General features: G+C 60.7%; 12 protein-coding genes. 8 read left to right on the top strand and 4 right to left on the bottom strand.

Translation table 11 applies throughout. The features are described 5' to 3' along the window. The first annotated feature begins 160 nt into the window (after positions 1-160). The 8 genes from ACM6IR_RS12850 (at position 161) to ACM6IR_RS12885 (ending at position 10,075) form a co-directional block, all read left to right on the top strand. A complete protein-coding gene (locus ACM6IR_RS12850) occupies positions 161-1,936 on the top strand; it encodes a PQQ-dependent methanol/ethanol family dehydrogenase (RefSeq protein ID WP_414908041.1) in 1,776 nt (591 codons plus the stop codon). A gap of 170 nt (positions 1,937-2,106) precedes the next feature. Then, positions 2,107-3,627 carry an aldehyde dehydrogenase family protein gene (locus tag ACM6IR_RS12855; RefSeq protein WP_414908042.1) on the top strand — a complete coding sequence of 507 codons (1,521 nt, stop codon included), beginning with the start codon at positions 2,107-2,109 and terminating at the stop codon, positions 3,625-3,627. Between the two features lie 257 nt (positions 3,628-3,884). After that, the gene (gene pqqA / locus ACM6IR_RS12860) at positions 3,885-3,956 is read left to right on the top strand and encodes a pyrroloquinoline quinone precursor peptide PqqA (protein ID WP_010455123.1); all 72 of its coding nucleotides are present in this window, start codon (positions 3,885-3,887) and stop codon (positions 3,954-3,956) included. Positions 3,957-4,011: 55 nt separating this feature from the next. Further along, a complete protein-coding gene (gene pqqB / locus ACM6IR_RS12865) occupies positions 4,012-4,926 on the top strand; it encodes a pyrroloquinoline quinone biosynthesis protein PqqB (protein ID WP_414908043.1) in 915 nt (304 codons plus the stop codon). A 142-nt stretch (positions 4,927-5,068) separates the two neighbouring features. Continuing rightward, entirely contained in the window at positions 5,069-5,821 is a 753-nt protein-coding gene (gene pqqC / locus ACM6IR_RS12870; protein WP_414908044.1) for a pyrroloquinoline-quinone synthase PqqC, read from the top strand. Next, the gene (gene pqqE / locus ACM6IR_RS12875; RefSeq protein WP_414908045.1) at positions 5,818-6,951 is read left to right on the top strand and encodes a pyrroloquinoline quinone biosynthesis protein PqqE; all 1,134 of its coding nucleotides are present in this window, start codon (positions 5,818-5,820) and stop codon (positions 6,949-6,951) included. The genes pqqC and pqqE overlap by 4 nt, the downstream gene beginning before the upstream one ends. A gap of 234 nt (positions 6,952-7,185) precedes the next feature. Then, positions 7,186-8,349: an alcohol dehydrogenase-like regulatory protein ErcA gene (ercA, locus tag ACM6IR_RS12880; protein ID WP_414908046.1), complete on the top strand. Its 1,164-nt coding sequence runs from the start codon at positions 7,186-7,188 to the stop codon at positions 8,347-8,349. After that, the gene (locus tag ACM6IR_RS12885; protein WP_414908047.1) at positions 8,333-10,075 is read left to right on the top strand and encodes a NahK/ErcS family hybrid sensor histidine kinase/response regulator; all 1,743 of its coding nucleotides are present in this window, start codon (positions 8,333-8,335) and stop codon (positions 10,073-10,075) included. The genes ercA and ACM6IR_RS12885 overlap by 17 nt, the downstream gene beginning before the upstream one ends. Here the strand turns inward: ACM6IR_RS12885 and ACM6IR_RS12890 are convergent. From ACM6IR_RS12890 to ACM6IR_RS12905, 4 genes are all read right to left on the bottom strand, one after another. Next, positions 10,045-10,929 carry an aldose 1-epimerase gene (locus tag ACM6IR_RS12890; protein ID WP_414908048.1) on the bottom strand — a complete coding sequence of 295 codons (885 nt, stop codon included), beginning with the start codon at positions 10,927-10,929 and terminating at the stop codon, positions 10,045-10,047. The genes ACM6IR_RS12885 and ACM6IR_RS12890 overlap by 31 nt on opposite strands. 163 nt (positions 10,930-11,092) lie before the next feature. Further along, positions 11,093-11,980, bottom strand: a complete 888-nt coding sequence (locus tag ACM6IR_RS12895; RefSeq protein WP_414908049.1) for an SMP-30/gluconolactonase/LRE family protein — start codon at positions 11,978-11,980, stop codon at positions 11,093-11,095. Between the two features lie 40 nt (positions 11,981-12,020). Beyond that, complete coding sequence (locus ACM6IR_RS12900; RefSeq protein ID WP_414908050.1) at positions 12,021-12,839, bottom strand: NAD-dependent epimerase/dehydratase family protein; 819 nt, start codon at positions 12,837-12,839, stop codon at positions 12,021-12,023. A 272-nt stretch (positions 12,840-13,111) separates the two neighbouring features. Then, a complete protein-coding gene (locus ACM6IR_RS12905; protein ID WP_414908051.1) occupies positions 13,112-14,404 on the bottom strand; it encodes an OprD family porin in 1,293 nt (430 codons plus the stop codon). Positions 14,405-14,443: the final 39 nt, after the last annotated feature.

Below are 14,443 nucleotides of genomic sequence, written 5' to 3' on the forward strand. Positions count from 1 at the left end.
TCGTGGTGAGATTTGACGGGTTGGAATCATCCGACCCGGTACTAAGGGATGAGCAATCTCAGCATTGCGGGTAATTGTTGCAAAGGCGGCGGCGGCCAAGAATCTGCACCAGACCGGGAAAATTTCCCGGGTATAACAAAAAACCGCAGAGGTAGCCGTCATGACCCAACCCGCACGTCGCCAACCCTTCGTCTTGAGTGTGCTGCTCAGTGCCATGCTGTTGTCCGGCCAGGCATTGGCCGCCGTCTCCGATCAAGACATCCTCCAGGACCCCAAGAACCCGGAGCAGATCGTCACCAACGGTCTGGGCGTCCAGGGTCAGCGTTACAGCCCGCTGGATACCCTCAACGTCGACAACGTGAAGGAGTTGCGGCCCGTGTGGGCGTTCTCCTTCGGCGGTGAAAAACAACGTGGTCAGCAAGCACAGCCGATGATCAAGGACGGCGTGATGTACATGACCGGCTCTTACTCGCGAGTGTTCGCGGTGGATGCACGCACCGGCAAGAAACTCTGGCAATACGATGCGCGCCTGCCCGACGACATCCGTCCGTGCTGCGACGTAATCAACCGCGGCGTGGCGCTGTATGGCGACCTGGTGTTCTTCGGCACCCTCGACGCCAAACTCGTGGCCCTGAATAAAGACACCGGCAAAGTGGTGTGGAGCAAGCAGGTCGCCGACCACAAGGAAGGCTATTCGATCAGTGCCGCGCCGCTGGTGATCAACGGCAAGCTGATTACCGGCGTGGCCGGCGGCGAGTTCGGGGTGGTCGGCAAGATCTCGGCCTACGACCCGAAAAACGGCGATCTATTGTGGACCCGGCCGACCGTCGAGGGGCACATGGGCTACGTCTACAAGGACGGCAAAGCGATAGAAAACGGTATCTCCGGCGGTGAAGCGGGCAAGACCTGGCCCGGCGATCTGTGGAAAACCGGGGGCGCGGCGCCTTGGCTGGGTGGCTATTACGACCCGGAAACCAATCTGCTGCTGTTCGGCACCGGCAACCCTGCGCCATGGAACTCGCACTTGCGTCCGGGCGACAACCTCTACTCATCGTCGCGTCTGGCCCTCAATCCAGACGACGGCACGATCAAATGGCACTTTCAGAGCACGCCTCACGACGGCTGGGACTATGACGGCGTGAACGAACTGATCTCGTTCAACTACACCGAAGGCGGCAAAGAAATCAAAGCCGCAGCCACCGCCGACCGCAACGGTTTCTTCTACGTACTGGACCGCACCAACGGTAAGTTCATTCGCGGCTTCCCGTTCGTGGACAAGATCACCTGGGCCTCTGGCCTGGATAAAGATGGCCGGCCGATCTACAACGAAGCCAGCCGCCCCGGCGCCCCAGGCTCAGAAGCCAAAGGCAGTTCAGTGTTCGTCGCACCGGCCTTTCTCGGCGCGAAAAACTGGATGCCGATGGCCTACAACAAAGACACCGGGCTGTTCTACGTGCCGTCTAACGAGTGGGGCATGGACATCTGGAACGAAGGCATCGCCTACAAGAAAGGCGCGGCGTTCCTCGGCGCCGGGTTCACCATCAAACCCTTGAACGAAGATTACATCGGTGTGCTGCGCGCCATCGACCCGAAAACCGGCAAGGAAGTCTGGCGCCACAAGAACTACGCGCCGCTTTGGGGCGGGGTGCTCACCACCAAAGGCAACCTGGTGTTCACCGGCACGCCGGAAGGTTTCCTCCAGGCGTTCAACGCCAAGACCGGCGAGAAGGTCTGGGAATTCCAGACCGGCTCCGGCGTGCTCGGCTCGCCCGTGACCTGGGAAATGGACGGCGAACAGTATGTATCGGTGCTGTCCGGCTGGGGCGGCGCTGTTCCGCTCTGGGGCGGCGAAGTGGCCAAGCGCATCAAGGATTTCAACCAGGGCGGCATGCTCTGGACGTTCAAGCTGCCTAAAGACCTCGTGGCCAAACACTAACCCTGAACCCACCGCATAACCCTGTAGGAGCGAGCTCGCTCGCGATGAACCCGAGAACGTCGCGGAGTGTCCGGTTTTCAGCGTTATCGTTGACGACCATCGCGAGCAAGCTAGCTCCTACGACCAAAGCCTGTTTGCCCGACAGGCATCGACCCAGACAGAGGCCCACCATGATCTACGCACAACCCGGAACACCTGGCGCCGTCATTTCGTTCAAAGCGCGCTACGGCAATTTCATCGGCGGCGAATTCGTCGCGCCGGTCAATGGCCAGTACTTCACCAACACGTCGCCGGTCACCGGTGAAGTGATCGCTGAATTCCCGCGCTCCAGCGCCGCCGACATCGACAAAGCACTCGACGCTGCCCATGCCGCCGCGGATGCCTGGGGCAAGACCTCGGCCCAGGACCGCTCCCTGGTGCTGCTGAAAATCGCCGACCGTATCGAACAGAATCTGGAAATCCTCGCGGTCACCGAAACCTGGGACAACGGCAAAGCCGTGCGCGAAACCCTGAACGCCGATGTGCCGCTGGCCGCCGACCATTTCCGTTACTTCGCCGGTTGCATCCGCGCGCAGGAAGGTGGTGCCGCCGAGATCAACGAACTGACCACCGCCTACCATTTTCACGAACCGCTGGGCGTGGTCGGGCAGATCATTCCGTGGAACTTTCCGCTGCTGATGGCTGCGTGGAAACTCGCCCCGGCCCTCGCAGCAGGCAACTGCGTGGTGCTCAAGCCCGCCGAGCAGACGCCGCTGTCGATCATGGTGTTCGCCGAATTGATTGCCGATTTACTGCCGGCCGGGGTATTGAACATCGTTCAAGGCTTTGGTCGCGAAGCCGGTGAGGCGCTGGCCACCAGCAAGCGTATCGCGAAGATTGCGTTCACCGGTTCCACCCCGGTCGGCGCGCACATCCTGCATTGCGCTGCCGAGAACATCATTCCAAGCACCGTGGAGCTGGGCGGCAAGTCGCCGAACATCTTCTTCGAAGACATCATGAACGCCGAACCGCAGTTCATCGAGAAAGCCGCCGAAGGGCTGGTGTTGGCCTTCTTCAACCAGGGCGAAGTCTGCACCTGTCCGTCACGGGCGCTGGTGCAGGAATCGATCTACGAACCGTTCATGGCCGAAGTCATGAAGAAGATCGTCAAGATCAAGCGCGGCAATCCGCTGGACACCGAGACCATGGTCGGTGCCCAGGCCTCGGAGCAGCAATACGACAAGATCCTCTCGTACCTGAAAATCGCTCAGGAGGAGGGCGCCGAGCTGCTTACCGGCGGCGCGGCCGAACGTCTTGAAGGCGACCTGTCCAGCGGCTATTACATCCAGCCGACGCTGCTCAAGGGCCACAACAAAATGCGCGTGTTCCAGGAAGAAATCTTCGGCCCGGTGGTGGGTATCACCACCTTCAAGGACGAAGCTGAAGCCTTGGCCATCGCCAACGACAGTGAGTTCGGCCTCGGTGCCGGCCTGTGGACCCGCGACATCAACCGTGCGTACCGCATGGGGCGGGCGATCAAGGCGGGACGTGTCTGGACCAACTGCTACCACCTGTACCCGGCCCACGCTGCGTTTGGTGGCTACAAGAAATCCGGGGTCGGCCGTGAAAACCACAAGATGATGCTCGACCACTACCAGCAGACCAAAAACCTGCTGGTGAGCTACGACATCAATCCGCTGGGGTTCTTCTAACCCCTCAAACACACCACTAACCCTGTGGGAGCGAGCCTGCTCGCGAAAGCGGTCTGTCAGTCAACCAATGTGTTGAATGTGATGCCGTCTTCGCGAGCAGGCTCGCTCCCACATTGGTTTGGTGTGGTGGTGAAGATCTGCGTGCACCCCCTACCAACGCACGCCGCCACCTCCTTCGAAAGTAGCATTCGATTGCCTGGCCCCCCGTGCATTAATGGCTTTACCGGAATGACCCGGCACAAGAAGAGGATTGACCCATGTGGAATAAACCCGCGTTCACCGACCTGCGCATTGGCTTCGAAGTGACGATGTATTTCGCCAACCGTTGATTGTTCACCCGGCCAACCGTTGTGTTGGCCGGGCCTGCCTTCAGGAGCATCGACCATGCATATCCGCGTTCTCGGTTCCGCCGCTGGCGGCGGTTTTCCGCAATGGAACTGCAACTGCCGCCAGTGCACCGGTGTGCGTAACGGCAGCTTGCGGGCGCAACCTCGCACGCAGTCTTCCATTGCCCTGAGCGACAACGGTGTGGAGTGGGTGCTGTGCAATGCTTCACCGGACATCCGCGCGCAACTTGCGAGTTTCGCGCCCCTGCAACCGGCACGCCGGTTGCGCGACACCGCGCTTGCCGGTGTCGTCCTGCTGGACAGCCAGATCGATCACTGCACCGGCCTGTTGAGCCTGCGCGAAGGTTGTCCACATTCAGTATGGTGCACCGCGCGAGTCCATCAGGACCTGAGCAGCGGCTTCCCGTTATTCACCATGCTGACGCACTGGAACGGCGGCTTGCAGTGGCAACCCATCGGCCTCGACCGCCAGCCGTTCAGCATCGCGGCCTGCGAACACCTGCAGTTTCGGGCGATTCCCCTGGTCAGCAACGCACCGCCGTACTCGCCTAATCGCGGCCATCCGCAACCCGGCGACACGATCGGCCTGTTTGTCGAAGACCTGCGCAGCGGTGCCTCACTGTTCTATGCGCCTGGCCTGGGACAGATCGATGACGACGTGTCGAGCTGGATGCAACGCGCCGATTGCCTATTGCTGGACGGCACGTTATGGCGCGATGACGAGATGCGCGTGTGCGAAGTCGGCCACAGCCTGGGCAGTGAAATGGGCCATCTGGCACAGAGCGGTCCCGGCGGCATGCTTGAGGTGCTGGAGGATTTCCCCCGCCAGCGCAAGGTGCTGATCCACATCAACAACACCAACCCGATCCTTGATGAAGAGTCGGCGGAGCGGGCGTTGCTGGAGCGGCGCGGGATTGAGGTGGCCTATGACGGCATGAGTATTGAGTTGTAGCGCAGGGCCCTTTCGCGGGCAAGCCTCGCTCCTACAGGACGTGGTCGTTCGCGAAATTAACGGCCAACACTTAACCCGTAGGAGCGAGGCTTGCCCGCGAAGGCGCCAGGCCAGACACCGCAGAGTTTCCAGGAGAACCGCAATGACCACCCCCCCCATGTCTCCCGCTGAATTCGAAGCCGCCCTGCGTGCCAAAGGCGCCTACTACCACATTCACCATCCGTTTCACCAAGCCATGTACGCCGGGCGCGCAACCCGTGAGCAGATTCAGGGCTGGGTCGCCAATCGCTTCTACTATCAGGTCAACATCCCGCTCAAGGATGCGGCGATTCTGGCCAACTGCCCGGACCGCGACGTGCGCCGTGAATGGCTGCAACGCATCCTCGACCATGACGGTGCGCCCGGCAGCGAAGGTGGCATCGAGGCCTGGCTGCGTCTGGGAGAAGCGGTGGGTCTGGAACGCGAGCAGCTGCTTTCCCAGGAACGGGTGCTCCCCGGTGTACGTTTCGCTGTTGATGCCTACGTCAATTTCGCGCGTCGCGCCTGTTGGCAGGAAGCGGCCAGCAGTTCACTCACCGAGCTGTTCGCTCCGCAGATCCATCAATCCCGGCTCGACGCCTGGCCCACTCACTACCCATGGATCGACGTCGCCGGTTACGACTATTTCCGTACCCGCCTGGGGCAGGCGCGGCGGGATGTCGAGCACGGTTTGCGCATCACTCTGGCGCACTACGTCACTGCCGAAGGGCAACAACGGATGCTGGAGATTCTGCAGTTCAAGCTCGACGTTCTCTGGAGCATGCTCGATGCCATGAGCATGGCCTACGAACTGGACCGGCCGCCTTATCACACCGTCACTGCACATAACGTCTGGCACCGGGGGATCGCGCTGTGAACCCGATTGATCAGCGTCCCGGCCCACCTTTGTGGCTGTTGGCAGAGCTGACTTACCGCTGCCCGCTGCAATGTCCTTACTGCTCCAATCCATTGGACTTCGCCGCATCAGGCGAAGAGCTGAGCACCGAAGAATGGATTCGGGTCTTTCGCGAGGCGCGAGCAATGGGCGCCGCGCAACTGGGGTTTTCCGGTGGCGAGCCGTTGGTTCGACCAGATCTGGCCGAGCTGATCAAAGCGGCGCGGGACATGGGTTACTACACCAACCTCATCACCTCGGGGATCGGTCTGACCGAGCAGAAAGTGCGCGACTTCAAGGTCGCCGGGCTGGACCATATCCAGATCAGCTTTCAAGCGGCAGACGAAGCGGTGAACAACATGCTCGCCGGCTCGCGCAAAGCCTTCGCGCAAAAACTCGCCATGGCCCGAGCGGTGAAGGCCCAGGGCTATCCGATGGTGCTGAACTTCGTCACCCACCGGCACAACATCGATCAGATTGCGCAGATCATTGAGCTTTGCCTGGAGCTGGAAGCGGATTTCGTCGAATTGGCAACGTGCCAGTTCTACGGCTGGGCCGAGCTCAACCGTGTCGGCCTGTTGCCGACCCGCGAGCAACTGCAGCGCGCCGAGCGCATCACCAACGAATATCGACAACGTCTGGAGGCGCAGGGCCACCCGTGCAAGCTGATCTTCGTCACCCCGGATTACTATGAGGAACGCCCCAAGACCTGCATGAACGGCTGGGCCAATCTGTTTCTCGACATCACCCCGGACGGCAGCGCATTGCCTTGCCACAGTGCCCGACAGTTGCCGGTCGAGTTTCCCAATGTGCGCGAGCACAGCATCGAACATATCTGGACCGACTCCTTCGGCTTCAATCGTTTTCGCGGTGATGACTGGATGAAAGAGCCGTGCCGCTCCTGCGATGAAAAGCACAAGGATCTCGGTGGCTGCCGCTGCCAGGCGTTCATGCTGACCGGCGATGCCAGCAATGCCGACCCGGTGTGCAGCAAGTCAGCGCATCACGGCGTGATCCTCAAGGCCCGCGAAGAAGCCGATGCGCCGGGGCGGGGTATGGAGCACCTGACGTTACGCAACGAAAAGGCCTCGCGACTGATCTACCGCGGATGAATCACGCGACACAAATCCCCTGTGGGAGCGAGCTTGCTCGCGATAGCGGTTTAACATTCAACATCTATGTTGACTGACACGCCGTCATCGCGAGCAAGCTCGCTCCCACAGGGGATCTCCGGTGAATTCGAGTCTGAGTGCACATCGGCCCGCTACCCATTGGTCTGATTGCATTCGCAGCCGGATGCTTTAGTGTGGGATCTACCTTTCAAAACAATAAAAACAGGCTTTCCAATGAGCCAGAATCTCAGTCAGCTGCGTAAATTCGTTTCACCTGAAATCATCTTTGGTGCCGGCTGCCGGCACAATGTCGGCAACTACGCCAAGACCTTTGGTGCGCGTAAGGTGCTTGTGGTCAGTGACCCCGGGGTGATTGCCGCCGGGTGGGTCGCCGATGTCGAGGCCAGCCTGCAAGCGCAGGGCATCGATTACTTTTTATACAGTGACGTTTCACCCAATCCGCGGGTCGAGGAAGTCATGCTCGGCGCCGAGCTGTACCGGGAAAACCACTGCGATGTCATCGTGGCGGTCGGCGGCGGCAGCCCGATGGATTGCGGCAAAGGCATCGGCATTGTCGTCGCCCACGGACGCAACATCCTTGAATTCGAGGGCGTTGACACCATCCGCGTCCCAAGCCCGCCGCTGATCCTGATTCCGACCACCGCCGGCACCTCGGCAGATGTCTCGCAGTTCGTGATCATTTCCAACCAGCAAGAGCGGATGAAGTTCTCCATCGTCAGCAAGGCAGCCGTGCCGGATGTGTCGCTGATCGACCCGGAAACCACCCTGAGCATGGACCCGTTCCTGTCGGCCTGTACCGGCATTGACGCGCTGGTCCATGCCATCGAGGCGTTCGTCTCAACCGGTCATGGGCCCCTGACCGACCCCCACGCACTGGAGGCGATGCGGCTGATCAATGGCAACCTGGTGCAAATGATCGCCAACCCGACGGACATCGCCCTGCGCGAAAAAATCATGCTGGGCAGCATGCAGGCCGGGCTGGCGTTCTCCAATGCGATCCTGGGCGCAGTGCATGCCATGTCCCACAGTCTGGGCGGCTTTCTGGATTTGCCCCACGGCTTGTGCAACGCGGTGCTGGTGGAACACGTCGTCGCGTTCAACTACACGTCGGCACCGGAGCGTTTCAAGGTGATCGCCGAGACCTTCGGTATTGATTGCCGGGGCCTCAATCACCGGCAGATCTGCGGGCGTCTGGTCGAACACCTGATCGCCCTCAAACGTGCTATCGGCTTTCATGAAACCCTCGGTTTGCACGGGGTCAGCACGGCAGACATTCCATTCCTGTCGCAACACGCCATGCACGACCCGTGCATCCTGACCAACCCGCGTGAGTCCAGTCAGCGTGATGTCGAGGTCGTCTATGGCGAAGCCCTCTGACGAACAGCAACGGGCGCTGGCCGGGTTACTGGGTTTAGGCAACCACTCGGCGCGCAAGAGCCATTACCCGGAACTGTCCGCGCGCCTCGACGAACTGGAAGCCGAGCGCAATCGTTACAAATGGCTGTTCGAAAATGCGGTGCACGGGATCTTCCAGGCCAGCCTGCTCGAAGGCATGCGCGCCGCCAACCCCGCGCTGGCGCGGATGCTCGGCTATCAGGACCCGCAAGAGGTGTTGTTCTCCCTGGCAGATCTGGCAAGCAACCTGTTTGTCGGCGGTGCCGAAGAACTGGAAAACATTGGCGAAATCCTGAAGACTCAACGCAGCCTGCACGGCTATGAAACCCAGTTGCGCCGCAAGGATGGCAGCAGCCTCGACGTGCTGATGAACCTGCTGCTTAAACCCGATCAGGAAGGTCTGGTGGAAGGCTTCGTGGCCGACATCACCGAGCGAAAACTGGCCCAGCAACGCCTGCAACAACTCAATGACGAGCTGGAACAACGGGTCACAGCGCGTACCGACGAGTTGCTGGAAGCCAACCGCAACCTGCAACAGCAAATTACCCAGCGTGAGCATATCGAGCAGGCACTGCGCGATGCCCGTGACGCTGCCCAGGCGGCCAACCGCAGCAAAGACAAATACCTCGCGGCCGCCAGCCACGACCTGCTGCAACCGCTCAATGCCGCGCGGTTGCTGATCTCGACCTTGCGCGAGCGCAGGCTGCCCGATATCGAGCAGGTGCTGGTGGAACGCACGCACCAGGCCCTGGAAGGCGCGGAAGATTTGCTCACGGATCTGCTGGACATTTCCCGGCTCGATCAGGCGGCAGTCAAGCCAGACATCGCGCTGTACCGGCTCGACGAATTGCTCGGGCCGTTGGTTTCGGAGTTCCAGTCAGTGGCGCAAGCGACCGGGTTGAACCTGCGGTCGCACATCGGCGATTACGCCGTTCATACCGACTTGCGTTTGATGACTCGCATCCTGCGCAACTTCCTCAGTAACGCCTGCCGCTACACCGACCAGGGCAGTATCTTGCTGGGGGCCAGACGCAGGGGCGACGTGTTGCGTATCGAGGTCTGGGACACCGGGCGCGGAATTGCAGCCGATCGGCTCGACTCGATTTTTCTGGAGTTCAACCAACTGGACGTCGGACGCGCCGCCGACCGCAAAGGCGTGGGGCTGGGGCTGGCGATTGTCGAGCGGATCGCCAAAATACTTGACTACCGGATTCAGGTTCATTCGCTGCCGGGGCGCGGTTCGATGTTCAGCATCGACCTGCCGATATCCCATGAGATTCCGCTGCCGATCAGTCTGGCGGCACCGCAGCCGGGGATGGGCAACCCATTGCCGGGCCGGCGTTTGCTGGTGCTGGACAACGAGGTGAGCATTCTCGAAAGCATGCGTGCGTTGCTTGGGCAGTGGGGCTGCGAAGTACTCACCGCCACCGATGAGGTCTCAGCGCTGGCCGCGTTACAGGGCCAGGCGCCGGAGCTGATTCTGGCGGACTATCACCTCGATCACGGTGTGGTGGGCTGTGACGTGGTCAGGCATTTACGCGAGCATTTCAACCAGACGATTCCAGCGGTCATCATCACCGCTGACCGCACCGACCAGTGTCGGCGTGCATTGCAACGGCTCGACGCACCGCTGCTGAACAAACCCGTGAAACCCGGCAAGTTGCGTGCGGTGCTGAGTCAGATGCTGGGGTCGTCAAGTGCGCGATAGTGCAGGCTGAACCCCAACTCGGTGGATTGCCCCTGGTCCAGTAACCGCAACCCCGGCCGACCCGGCAGATGGTGCGCATTGACCGGATGACTCACCGGTTCGATACAGAAAAAGGCCAGGCCCACCGGGCAATACAGCAGGTAGTAATCGCTGCCGGTGACCTGGCAGTCCAGTTCATAACCGAGGTCAGGTTGCTGGATCAGGCAATGACCGTCCCATTCGCAGAAGCCGTTGTCGACCAGCGTGGCGGGCAATTCCTTCAATTGCTGGAAATCCCACTCGGCGGGTAATGAACTGAGGTGGGTCGGCAGTTTTGTGGCATCGCATAACCAGACGTGTCGAGCCGGCGCCTGCAATCGCGTATGGGCGGTGCGCGGAAAGAAAGGATGCAAACCCAGTCCATGCCAGGCGGCGCTTTCGTCCAGGTGGGTAACGTGCAAATCGATGCTCAGTTTGCCTTCGCTCAGATGGAAGCGTTGGCGGGCGCGGTAGGCGAAGGGCGTGGTGCTGTCGAGTTGCAGGACCACTTCATTGCGTGTCCGGGACATCACCTGCCACGGCTGTTGCCAGGCGCTGCCATGAATAGGCAGGGGATCGGTGAGGCTGTTAGGCGTCAGCGCCAGCCAGCCCTCGGGGCAGCCGAAACCGCCTTCGGCAATCCGGTTTGACCAGGGCGCCAAGGGATAGCACGCCAGTTTCCCGGGCAGCCCGGTGTTCAGGGCGTGGGCGTCGCTGTGGCGCAACAGCGGCTGGCCTGTGCTGCGAACGGTCCAGTTGACGATGCTCGCGCCGGTGTCGGGGGCGAGGGTGAGGCGGGTGAAGTCGTCTTCGAGTTCGAGGAGTGTTGGCGTCATTGCAATTGAGATCTGATGTGACTGAGCCTTGTAGCAGCTGTCGAGCACCGCGAGGCAGCGTTCGGCGGCGCAGCCGTCGCAAACCCTGCAACGAGTTCCTTCAGGCAGATTGCAGACGCAGCCTCGCGGTGCTCGGCAGCTGCTACAAGGGGGCGGATGTTGTTCATTCCTTGAACTGAGGTTCAGGCAAACCCTTGACGCCGGGATCAAGCGCGAACACGCCGCCGGCCAGCGATTGTTGGTCATGATCGTCGCCGGGGCGGATCGAGGTCACGAACAGCGTGTCCAGTCGACTGCCGCCGAAGGCACACATGCTCGGTTTTTTGACGGGCACGGTCAGCGAACGGTCCAGTCGACCGTCGGGGGTAAAGCGGTGAATCAGCCCGGCGTCGTTGGCACAGATCCAGTAGCAACCGTCGGCGTCGATGGCGGCTCCGTCGGGACGTCCGTTGAAGTGATTCATGTCGACGAATACCCGACGGTTCGATGGTGTGCCGCTGTCGATGTCGTAATCGAAGGCCCAGATCTGTTGGACCAAGGGGTGAGAGTCCGACAGGTACATCGTTTTCCCGTCCGGGCTGAAACCCAGGCCATTGGGCACCATGAGCCCGTGCAGTTGTGCATCGAGCGGGCCGCGCTGGCCGGCGCTGTAGCGATAAAGCATGCCGTCGGCGGCGTTGGCGCCCATGTTCAGCACCATGCTGCCGGCCCAGAAACGCCCCTGACGATCGCAGCGGCCATCGTTCAGGCGCATGTCGGTGCGGGCGTGATCGACGTGGGCCAGCAGCTCGCTGTCGAGGCTGCCGTCGTCGTGCGGACGCAGATGAAAGAAGCCGCTTTCCATCCCGGCCAACCAGCCACCTGCGCTGCTGCGGGTAATGCAGGCAAGCATTTGCGGGGCCGTCCAGGTGTCGACTTGGCCGCTTTCGGCACGCCAGCGCTGTAGCCCTCCGGCAGGAATGTCGACCCAGTACAGGGCGTTTTCGTCGGGAACCCAGACCGGGCACTCACCGACCGCGTTACGGGCATCGACAATCAATTCGGCTTGCATGGCAACGGTTTCCGCTGGTTTTTATCGCTGGGATTCTGGATCAGTCGCCGAACGGGCCGGCCACGCAAAAAGCCCCACCCTGGTAGACCCGGCTCGGGTCATCGGCAGATGGTAGTGGCAGCGCTTCGACCTTTTCACGGAACACGTCGGAGCTGTCCTGTGGCGCATAACCGAGGCCAGTTGCCAGATGATTGTCCCACCAGACGTTTTTGTTATCGGACATGCCATACACCACGGTGTGGCCGACGCCTGGGGCGTACAGCGCACGTTCAATCAATTGAGTCAGGTCACCGAAGCTCAGCCAAGTGCTCATCATCCGGCGATTTTGTGGCTCCGCAAACGCTGAGCCAATGCGGATGCTGACGGTCTCGATGCCATAGCGATCGAAATAGAACGTGGCCATGTCTTCGCCATAGGATTTGGACAGACCGTAGTAGCTGTCCGGGCGGCGTGGGGAGTGGGCGTCGATCACTTCGTTTTGCTTATAGAAACCGATCACGTGATTGGAACTGGCAAAAACCACGCGCTTCACGCCATGACGGCGTGCGGCTTCATAGATGTGGAAGACACCGCAGATGTTGGCGCCGAGAATCTCTTCGAAGGAACGCTCCACCGACACACCGCCGAAGTGCAGGATCGCGTCCACGCCTTCGACCAGTTGATGCACGGCTTGCTTGTCGGAAAGGTCGCAGGGCACCACTTCTTCGCGGTCATCGATGGCCGGCGCGATGTCGACGATGTCCGACAGGCGAATCACATTGGCATAGGGGCGCAGGCTTTCGCGCAGCACTTTACCGAGGCCACCGGCGGCGCCGGTCAGCAGCAGGCGGTTGAAAGGGGCTGTAGAAGTGATGGTCATGGAAGTCCTGGGCGCGCAGTTATTGTTGTTGAGTTCGTTGTAGGTTGTCGTACGACTGGGTCGAAGTATCGTTAGGCCTTCCGGTCCGTGTCAACGGATGTTCTGTTGAAATTGACGGAGGGTTATCACTCTCCTGGTAAACGCTGCCCCTTTGTAGGAGCGAGCTTGCTCACGATGGACGTTAACGATAACGCTTGTTTTCTGAATAAACGCGCCGCTCTTGAGTCCATCGCGAGCAAGCTCGCTCCTACAAGGGGCCGTGTCAGCGTGCCTTACAGCAACGAGATCGGGTAGCTGATAAAGACGCGGTTTTCGTCGAACTCGTTGGTGCTGAAATCCTTGCGGATACTCGAGTTGCGCCATTTGACGTTGAGGTTTTTCAGCGCGCCGCTCTGCACGGTGTAAGCCAGTTCCGATTCGCGACCCCATTCCTTGCCATCGGTGATCGCCCCGGTGTGCACGTTATCGCCACTGATGTAGCGGTTCATCATCGTCAGCCCGGGAATGCCCAGCGCGACGAAGTTGTAGTCGTGGCGCACCTGCCAGGATCTCTCCTGGGCATTGTCATAGCTGGAGTTGTAGCTGTCGTTGGCCAGGGTGCCGCCGCTGGTGCCGTTGACGCGCATCCAGGCACTGTCGCCGGTGAGTTTTTGCAGGCCGACATAGAAGGTGCTGCCGCCGTATTTGGCCGAGAGCATGGCGAAGGTGGTTTTGTTGTCGAGGTCGCCGGCCAGCGCGCTGCCGTTTTCCTTGCCATTGAAGAAGCCGAGGTTGGCGCCCAAGGTCCAGTCGCCGAGCGGCTGGCTGTGGTTGAGGTTGTAATACTGCTGCTGGTAAATGTCGCTGAGTTCCGAGTACCAGACGCCGACCTGGGTGTGCTTGTCGTTGAACGTGTACTCGCCACCGCCGAAGTTGAAGCGGTCCGAGGTGAACGCCGGTTTGCCGTTCATCGACATGTCTTCCATGCTCGCATCGTTGCGCGGGCTGTTCTGCTGGAACTGGCCGCCGTAGAGTGTCAAGCCACTGATCTCGGTGGACGTCACCTGGCCGCCGCGGAAGGTTTGCGGCAGGGAGCGGCCGTCATCCGAGCGCAGGATCGGCAGCACCGGCATCCATTCGCCGACCTTCACTTCGGTTTTCGAGATTTTCCCTTTTAGCGCCACACCCAGGCGGCCGAAGTTATCGGCGGGACGGCCATCGCTGCCGATCGGCAGCAACTGTGTGCCACCGGTGCCTTTACCGCCGTCGAGTTTCTGCGAGAACAAACCCAGCACATCGACGCCGAAACCGACGAAGCCCTGGGTGAAGCCGGACTTGGCGTCGAGAATGAAGTTTTGGGTCCATTCTTCGGCCTTGCCCTGGGGGTACGCCGGGTTGATGAAGTTGCGATTGAAGTAAGCATTACGCAGGTTCAACGTCGCTTTGGCGTCATCGGCGAACCCTTCGGCATGACTGGTCATCGGCAAGGCAAGTGCCAGGCTGCTGCAACCGATCAGGCTCAAGGTATGGCGACGTGCGAAGGTCGGGCGAGGGGTGCAGACGGAATGGCGGACGAGCTTGCTCACAGTAACGCTCCCTTGTTGCTTTTTGTTTTTATATTTGTC

Source organism: Pseudomonas sp. IT-P253 (assembly GCF_949768125.1).
Classification (GTDB): domain Bacteria; phylum Pseudomonadota; class Gammaproteobacteria; order Pseudomonadales; family Pseudomonadaceae; genus Aquipseudomonas.